This is a genomic window from Faecalispora sporosphaeroides DSM 1294 (genome assembly GCA_000383295.1).
Taxonomy (GTDB): domain Bacteria; phylum Bacillota; class Clostridia; order Oscillospirales; family Acutalibacteraceae; genus Faecalispora; species Faecalispora sporosphaeroides.
This window is the reverse complement of the sequence record KB911071.1, coordinates 22,130-29,877: the sequence shown is the minus strand read 5'-3', so window position 1 is coordinate 29,877 and position 7,748 is coordinate 22,130. Positions and strand designations below refer to the sequence as shown.

9 protein-coding genes are annotated in these 7,748 nt (G+C 51.8%); 7 read left to right on the top strand and 2 right to left on the bottom strand.

Annotation, left to right across the window (positions count from 1 at the left end; all coding sequences use genetic code 11):
• Positions 1-242: 242 nt before the first annotated feature.
• A complete protein-coding gene (locus G340_RS0111015) occupies positions 243-1,418 on the top strand; it encodes a hypothetical protein (RefSeq protein WP_020073713.1) in 1,176 nt (391 codons plus the stop codon).
• A gap of 261 nt (positions 1,419-1,679) precedes the next feature.
• Here G340_RS0111015 and G340_RS0111010 read toward each other — a convergent pair whose 3' ends face one another.
• A complete protein-coding gene (locus tag G340_RS0111010) occupies positions 1,680-1,883 on the bottom strand; it encodes a hypothetical protein (protein ID WP_020073712.1) in 204 nt (67 codons plus the stop codon).
• Positions 1,884-2,096: 213 nt separating this feature from the next.
• Positions 2,097-2,378: a hypothetical protein gene (locus G340_RS0111005; protein WP_326522383.1), complete on the bottom strand. Its 282-nt coding sequence runs from the start codon at positions 2,376-2,378 to the stop codon at positions 2,097-2,099.
• Between the two features lie 166 nt (positions 2,379-2,544).
• On the opposite strand from G340_RS0111005, the gene G340_RS0111000 reads away from it, so the two are divergent.
• The 6 genes from G340_RS0111000 (at position 2,545) to G340_RS0110975 (ending at position 7,744) form a co-directional block, all read left to right on the top strand.
• Positions 2,545-3,024, top strand: coding sequence for a phage tail terminator family protein (locus G340_RS0111000; protein ID WP_020073710.1), 480 nt, complete (start codon positions 2,545-2,547; stop codon positions 3,022-3,024).
• A gap of 14 nt (positions 3,025-3,038) precedes the next feature.
• Positions 3,039-4,304 (top strand): phage tail sheath subtilisin-like domain-containing protein, encoded by a 1,266-nt coding sequence (locus G340_RS0110995; RefSeq protein ID WP_020073709.1) that lies wholly within the window; start codon positions 3,039-3,041, stop codon positions 4,302-4,304.
• Positions 4,305-4,317: 13 nt separating this feature from the next.
• Positions 4,318-4,758 carry a phage tail tube protein gene (locus G340_RS0110990; RefSeq protein WP_020073708.1) on the top strand — a complete coding sequence of 147 codons (441 nt, stop codon included), beginning with the start codon at positions 4,318-4,320 and terminating at the stop codon, positions 4,756-4,758.
• 12 nt (positions 4,759-4,770) lie between these two features.
• Positions 4,771-5,160, top strand: a complete 390-nt coding sequence (locus G340_RS0110985; RefSeq protein WP_020073707.1) for a phage tail assembly chaperone — start codon at positions 4,771-4,773, stop codon at positions 5,158-5,160.
• Between the two features lie 218 nt (positions 5,161-5,378).
• Positions 5,379-6,887, top strand: coding sequence for a hypothetical protein (locus G340_RS0110980; protein WP_033402269.1), 1,509 nt, complete (start codon positions 5,379-5,381; stop codon positions 6,885-6,887).
• On the top strand, positions 6,884-7,744 hold the full coding sequence (locus G340_RS0110975; protein ID WP_020073705.1) for a hypothetical protein: 861 nt from the start codon (positions 6,884-6,886) through the stop codon (positions 7,742-7,744). The genes G340_RS0110980 and G340_RS0110975 overlap by 4 nt, the downstream gene beginning before the upstream one ends.
• Positions 7,745-7,748: the final 4 nt, after the last annotated feature.

Sequence of the window (7,748 nt, the reverse complement as noted above, 5' to 3'; positions counted from 1 at the left end):
AAAAAAGAACAAAAATCTGGCGGATTGTTCTGAAAAAGCTGGAAACGGGATGATATAATAACCTCACGCCGCAGGTGAAAGCGTAGCTTCGGGCGGCTGAGAGAGCATGGAATCATCGACTTTATGATTTAATATCTCAGGCATTTTTTTGTAAGCCTGTATCGCAATTTATGATATAATTAATAAACAGTTTATCAGGCCGGGCGGACAAGCCGTACCCGGCGGGAAAGCGGGGGAATCTTATGACGGTTGTGGATATTCGCAACAAGGTCACCGACAGCCGTGTAAAGCTGATCGAAATCAGCGGGTCTACGGTATACTACGCGGAAGAAAAAGCGGAAGAGGGGCATTACAGCCTGTTCCTGCTGGAATATGACAGAAACACCAAAACGGAGCGGGTAATCGCCAATTGCTTTTTGGGTGACCCGGCTGTGGTGCTGCATTTTTACTCCTTCCCCAGCGACATTATTGTCGTGATGGAGAGCGGCGAAAGCTCCGCCCGCCTTTTGCGGTTTGACAAACAGACCGGGCAGGAGAAAAATTCGGAAGAGCTGCGCTTTGTGGGCAGCTTCGCAGACTGCCGGGCGCTGGACGAGAGCCGCGTGATTTTTTATACGGAAGAGAACGAGCGCCACCGGCATCTGTTTGAGGAGTACAAGAAGGCGTCCGGCTTTGAGCGGATCGCTTACCTGTATGATCTGGAGGAAGGGCGCTATTATTATGTAAGGGATAAACGGCTTTGCAACCTCTCTGCCGAAAAGCTGATTCCGTTTGACGTGGCCGGCGAGCGGATGCTCCTGATTTTGGAGCCTTACGGCAGCGAAGAGGAAAAGGAGCATTGCTACCGCAACCGGCGATGGCTGGGAGACGAGATCAGCGATAATGTGTGGCTGTGCCCGCTGCTGGATTTTGTCGTTGCCGTTAAGGCGGACGAAACCCATCTTCCGCTGGAGTTGCTGCTCAGCGCCGGCACGCAGGGTCTGGTGCGCTATGTGGGGCAGGATCAAAACAGCTTGTATTTTCGCGCAAAATACTACCCCAACAGCGACCAGCGCATCTGCGCGGTGGAGAAGGCCGGCGGCAAAAAAACGGTCGCCGCCGAATTGAATCTGAAAGAAGGGGAGGAGCCGGCCACCTTTTTCATTGAGCCCTGCCCCACTCGGATTTACCGCGTGACAGAACACGAGGATACCTATGGGATTCAGGGCGTACTCAATTCCTCGGTGAACAGCCAGTACAGCAAGGAGCTTGGGCAGTTTGTCGCCTGCGTGGAGGATCGCTTTCTGGTGGCGGAATACGTGATCAGCGATGAAACGGATTCGTTTGTGTTCTACTCCATTTTTGATCTGGAAACCAATCAGCAGCAAAGCTTTGAATGCAGGTGTGCTGTTCAGGACGATACCATTGTGCTTTATTAATTAGTAGCAATCGGCTTTGATTGATCAGTTTGGGCCCCATATGCTGTTACAGCGTATGGGGCTATTTATGTTTTCTCTGTTCCACATCCTAACATGCATCTTTCCATTTTGCAATAAAAGATCTTCTTTCTGCATAGGAGAATATCGGTTTTCTTTTGGAGCTGGCCGTAACCGAAAAAATGAAAAACAGGATGTTCTGAACAGAAAAATCCGCCCTTGAATCAGAAATTCAAAGGCGGCAATTCGTTTCGGTGAAAAGCATTACAGAAGTGCGGACGGATCCCCGCCGTGGGAAAGATAATCTTTCTTCACCTTTTCCATGAGCGGCTCGATGGTGCGGATTTCTTCTTCGGCCTGATTGATGTCTTTTATATTATAGGGGCGCTGCAGATGTTCAAACCATTGCGTTTTGTCGACTTGCAGGGCAGAATAGAGACGAGCGATTTCTTCTATTGTATAGTCCATTGATTGACAGCTCCTTTTTACGTTTGATCCGTATGATTAGCTTTTGCGTTTTTGTTTTTTCTATCCGCTGCCCACTCATCAAAACCCTTTGAGCCTTTTCTTTCCATACAGAGAGAAGGCACAAAGGGTTTTTCTTTTAAAAATAAAATACTGCTTTCCCTCTACGGGGAAAGATTTCCGCGATTTGTCAGTATAGTGTGAGCGGATTTCTTCTCAATGAACCGAATTCGGAATTTGTGTTCCGTAAATGCGGAATACGCCGTAATCCGTTGTTGCGGTTGCTTCCAGCTTGCTCCCGTTCACAACGCCCTTTGCGGTGTATTTCAAACGGAAGAGGCCGGTATTTAGAATTCCCGAAAACTCGAACGTGTTTCCCTTTGATTTTCCGTTATTAAAGTAGCTGACATTTCCCATTGTGCGAATTGAGCCGCTGATGGTTCCGCCTTCGTCTGTAAAGGTGATCATCCCGTTTTGCGGGCCCATTGGAGTGCGCAAAGAGATCCTGTAACTTCCACCCATTGTTGCCACCACATTTCTTTTCGTTTGATTCAGAATATGCGGCTTTGCACGGAAATGATTCCACAGTTTCAACCGAGTTATCAACATGTTGTGTATGGGCAGGCATTCGCATACAATTTATTCTATAAAATGGAGGCTGATCATGCAATTATCTGAAAAAGTGAAGATTCCGCAGTCGCTGCAAAACGCGATGGAGAACGGCGCCCTGACGATTTCTGATCACTTGATGCTGGCCGCGGCACAGCTTACCGCCGCTTTGTTCCCGGACGCCGGAATCTATATCGGTTTGCCGCAGACTGCTGTCGCCCCGGCCTTTTTCATCGATTATGATTCTGTCGCAAACAAAAAGCGGCTGCGGCTGACGTCGGAATACGAATTCGTGCTGAAAATCACCTATGTGCCGGTCGGCGGCTCTGACCGCCGGGAGCTGCAGAATGCCGTCTTCCTGCTGGAACAGAGTCTCGACCGACTCCAAAGCGAGATTGGAATATTCCGGTGCTATTCCAAAAATTCCAGTATCGCAGACGGGCTGTGCCAGGTGACCGGCACCGTAAAAGTATGGGAAACTGACGTGCCGGATGATCCGATCATCGGGCACGCAGACCAAAATATAACACTGTAAGGAGCTGAGAAAGATTGATTACAAAAATCTTGCCGGGCACTAACATTGAGCTGAAGTCCGGAGCCCGCGATGCCGATCTGAGCGTTACCGGCGTGGTGGCGATGGCCCTGCCTCTCCATTGGGGCGGCCGGGTGACGGTCATCCACGCGGGCGACAATACGCTGTATCCGCTGGGGTATAAAATCTCCGATCCCGCGCTGAAGCTGGTGCGGGAAGTGATGAACGGGGCAAAACAGCTGATTCTGTACCGCCTCAACACCGTAGGTGCGAAGGCCTCCGCAGAGGTTTCCACCGGCGTCACCGCGGAAGCGGTTTTCCCCGGTACACGCGGGAACGACCTTTCCGTGGTCGTTTCTGCCAGCGGCGAAAAATGGCTTGTTAAGACCTATTTCGGTACACAGGAGGTGGATTCGCAGATTATTTCGGCTGCGGCGGACTTTTCGCCGTATTATGTGGCGCTCTCCGGCACCGGGACTCTGGCGGCAGCCACTGTAAAGCTGACCGGCGGTACCGACGGCGCGGTAGAAAGCGATTACACCGGATTTTTCGCAGAGCTGGAAAAGCGGGAATACAACGTGATTTGCAGCACGGATTCGGATCGTGCGGCTGACGTGGTGTCCTTTGTAAAGGAGCAAAACGCCAACAGGGCCTATGTGCAGGGCGTTGTGACCGGTGTTCATCCGGACAGCGAAGCGATTTATGTGTGCAATTCCACCGGCGGCGTAACGGCCGATTATGAGCTGACGCCGGCGGAATCCTGTGCCACACTGGCCGGCTTGATTGCGCAGGCTGGGGTGCAGACCAGCCTGACCTATCACCGGGGAATCACCGGCTGGACGGATGTAAAGCCGCATTTGACCATCGACCAGCAGACTGGCAGAACGCAGAACGGCGAAGTGCTGTTTGTGCCGCTGTACGGCTCGCCGTCCGTATTGTATGACATTACCAGTCTGACCACGTTTGACGAGGATCATCCGAAGGATTTTGGAAAGGGCCTCGTCATGCGCACGCTGCAGAAGTACCAGAGCGATTTGCAGAAGCTGCTCGACACCCGGTGCGTCGGCAAAATCCGCAACAGTGTGGAGGGGCGCGCACAGATCAAAGCGATGGTGTTCGAGATGACCTCGCGAGGCTACCTGGCCCCGGGGTACATGGAAGACTTTTCTGCGGACGATATTACCGTGACGGCCGGTACGGAGCGCGATGCGGTAAGCGTCGTGGTCGGCATTAAAGCAGTGGATACGGTGGATAAGATCTACGTCACCGTAACCGCACTGTAAGGAGGGATTGGAAATGGCAAAAACAAGATTGCAGGATGTGTTCTCCGGACATGACGGAGAGGCATTTATCCGACTGAACGGCTCTGTTGTTCCGGCGTTTCAGGTTTCAAAAATCACCGCTAAACTGGAGGCCGTTGTGGAAAACAGGCGCTTTTTGAACGACCCCATGGAGCAGGCCGCACAGCGCGGGCTCAAGGGAAGCGGCGACATGACCTATTATCACACCACGCCCGCCTTTATTCAGGCAATGCGGGATTATAAAAACGGCGGTTTGGCTCCCAACATCAGTCTGCAGTTTTACGCGGACTCCGTGGGCTCTCAATATGACCGAATCGGCGTGACGCTGTCGGATGTGATCCTCGCCAATATTGGCTTGATCGCGCTCGATGACAGCAGCGACAATGCCCAGAGTATTGAAACTTCATTTACCTTCAACGATTTTGATCTGGCATAAGGAGGCGGGAGAATGGACAAGTCACTGATGCAGTTTCTGCATCCCGACCGCAAACCCAACGCGACATTCAGGCTGAACAGCTTTGGCGACGCAGAATTTGAAATGCGTGTGCTGACGGCGGACGAAATGGCGCAGATGTCGGCCGAGGTACAGACCAAGGGGCTCAAAGGGCTGGAGGCGCTTTACCCCACCATTGCCGCGAGCCTGGTACGCCCGAACCTGCGCAGCGCGGAGCTGCTGGATGCTCTTTCCGAAAGGGAGGGCAGAAAAATCCTGAGCCCTACGGACGCGCTCAAATCCATGTTCACCGCCGGCGAAATCGGAGCGCTGCTCAGTATTTATAACGAGCACGCCGACGTGACGGTCGACTTTGGGAAAAAGGTGGAAGAGGCAAAAAACTGATTGAGCAGGGTGAAGACGGATTTTATTTCTATGTCCATCTGGCCCTGCAGAATCACAACATTCTTCCCCACGATTTTATGGAGCTGCCGGTACAGGAGCGCGCCCTGATCATAGCAAGCGACCTGATCGTAAACAATGAGATGCGGAAAAAATGACGCGGCGGATTTTATCCGCCGCTTTCGGCTCCATTGATTTCAGTCATAAACTCCATACGAACCATGACGAAAAAGGGGGGAATCCCGATCGCAAACACTTTAAATGATCTTATGAAACTGGCGGATCAATACTCCGCCAATATGGAAAAGATTCTGCAAACCTCCAAAAAGTATCGTAGCTACCAGAAAATGGCCTTGACCGCGACACAAGAATTGAAAAGCGGGCTTGCAGGCATCAAAAACGTCTCCAACGATGCTTCGGAGGGGATCGGCAAAATCAATCAAAGGATTTCTGACACGATTTCCAAGGCCAAGCTGGGGAAAAAGGCCCTTGATTTGATGATCAGCGGCGTAAAAAACGGAGCGAATCAGCAGGTACAGCAAATTTCGCTTCAATCGATGCTTGGCAGCGAAACGGCCGGCTCCGCCCTGTACGATTACACCGAGGCTTACGGCGCGCAGAAATCCGTATTGGGGATTGCCGGAGTTCAAAATGCAACGAAGGCCTTTTTGCCTTATACGAACGACGTGGATGAATTGACCGGGATGTACGGGCTGGCGGAACGCCTTTATGCGCGGGATCCGTCTCAGGGAGCCGACAATGCGGTATCTTCTGTGCAGGCGCTGCTAGCGGGCGATGCCTCGGGAATCCGCGACGACTACCACATTGCCGGGGTGGACGAGGAAACGGTAAAGGGCTTCACCGGCAGCGGAGACATGGGCGGGGCCATCGACTACCTTGACGGTGTGTTCAACGATTTTGGCGCTACGCAGGAAATGGTAGACAAAAATTTTCTTTCTTTGCAGACGCAGGCTGCCAGGTTTGGTGAGAACATGCAGTTTGCCATGGGGGATCAGTCCAGCTCGGTGGTTCAGGGATTGTCCATCCTGCTCCAGCAGCTCAACGATCAGTTACTATCCGGCGGCTTTGACTGGTTCTTTAACGCGGTCGGCAACGGAATGCAGATGCTCGGCTACGCGATGCAGTGGGTGGCGGACAACAGCAGCACGCTGATTTTTGTTTTGAAAGCGGTTGTGGTTGCGCTGGCTGCCTATCAGGCAGCCATGAGGACGGCCACGATTGTGACCGTAATTATGAAACTTGCAATGGGCGCGGCCTCTGGAAATGTTGTCGGAATAATTTCTGCTCTTGTTGGAGCAGGGGTTGGGGTAGGCGCATTAAAGCTGATGGACCAGCTGTTCCCGGAAGATTCCAAAGGAGGAGCCTTTGCAGACTTGGATCGTGCACAAGCCGATGCCCAAAAGGCTATGGCTGATGTGAAAACACCGACTCTGGGCGCAATGAATCAGAAGGTTCAGACAGAGGTTACCAACACAGCTCCGATCGCGGTGACCGGTGAGGTGGAAATTCAAAAAGAAGTGCTGCGGTACCAGTTCGATCTGGCCGCGCAGAAGGCGATGGCGGTGTTTCGGATGCAGCAGTTCGTGCCGCAGGTTATCATCCAGAACCAGAATGTGAGCCAGACGGCGGATCTCAACGAGATCAATTCCAGCCTGGGGGACATGATCTATCAGAATCAACAGCTTCAGCCGGCGGGGGTGTATACATGACCTATTATATCAATTTAGGCGGTATTTTGTTGTATGGAATAAAGAGCGTCAACGACGACAGCGAACGCGAGATCACCTCTTATGACGGCATCGGGCAGGGTTTCTTCCCGGTGCCGGAATCTCGGAAGCTGCGCACGTGGACGATCGAATGTGAAATGACGGAGAAAAATCTGAACCGGCTGCCGAATTGGTCTGCCGCCAGCAAAGTTTTCACTGCGTTTGAGGTGTTGCTCGCTACCAAAGACCCCAGCCGCTTCATTTTTGTTTCGGACAACCGGAGCGAATCCATGTCCGGTTATTTAACCGGGTACAGCAAAAAAGAAGAATACCCTGGCGTTTACAGTGTGACGGTGAAGGTAACGGAGTACAAGGCGGCCGGTGTGAAAACAACTGACGTGCCGTATATCAAGCGGCCGGGTAAGGCACCGGCAATTCCAAAAACCGTTGTTTTTAACAGTAAAACCACACCGTACAAATTAAAGCAGGATGAGAAAAAAGATGGTGAAATAAAGCATACAGGCATAGTGGCGGATTTTCATCTTTTGGAAAGCCAAACAAAGCCAAATATAAGTGGTACCAATGGCGCAACAAAGAGCACTGGTGGAAGTGGGTATTCCGGTGGCGGTAAGGGTGGAAGCCGAGGCGAGATTTCTGACAGCAAAACCGGAAAGCCGGTTATCAATCCAGCGATGCTCAAAGATGATCAGGCTTACTCCTATTCCGTTGCTGAATCTTTTCCGAAAAGTTCTGTGGGTAAAGCGGCAGCAAATGCAATCAGTACGGCACTTTCTTCTTTCGTTGAAAGGATAAAGAGTGGCCAAGGTATCGTCAATAAAGGCATTGGCGAGAACAATTAGGCGG

Excerpts from the sequence above, each read along its gene's own strand:
- G340_RS0111015 (WP_020073713.1), top strand. The coding sequence starts at position 243 with ATGACGGTTGTGGATATTCGCAACAAGGTCACCGACAGCCGTGTAAAG.
- G340_RS0111010 (WP_020073712.1), bottom strand. The coding sequence starts at position 1,883 with ATGGACTATACAATAGAAGAAATCGCTCGTCTCTATTCTGCCCTGCAA.
- G340_RS0111000 (WP_020073710.1), top strand. The coding sequence starts at position 2,545 with ATGCAATTATCTGAAAAAGTGAAGATTCCGCAGTCGCTGCAAAACGCG.
- G340_RS0110990 (WP_020073708.1), top strand. The coding sequence starts at position 4,318 with ATGGCAAAAACAAGATTGCAGGATGTGTTCTCCGGACATGACGGAGAG.
- G340_RS0110985 (WP_020073707.1), top strand. The coding sequence starts at position 4,771 with ATGGACAAGTCACTGATGCAGTTTCTGCATCCCGACCGCAAACCCAAC.
- G340_RS0110980 (WP_033402269.1), top strand. The coding sequence starts at position 5,379 with ATGACGAAAAAGGGGGGAATCCCGATCGCAAACACTTTAAATGATCTT.
- G340_RS0110975 (WP_020073705.1), top strand. The coding sequence starts at position 6,884 with ATGACCTATTATATCAATTTAGGCGGTATTTTGTTGTATGGAATAAAG.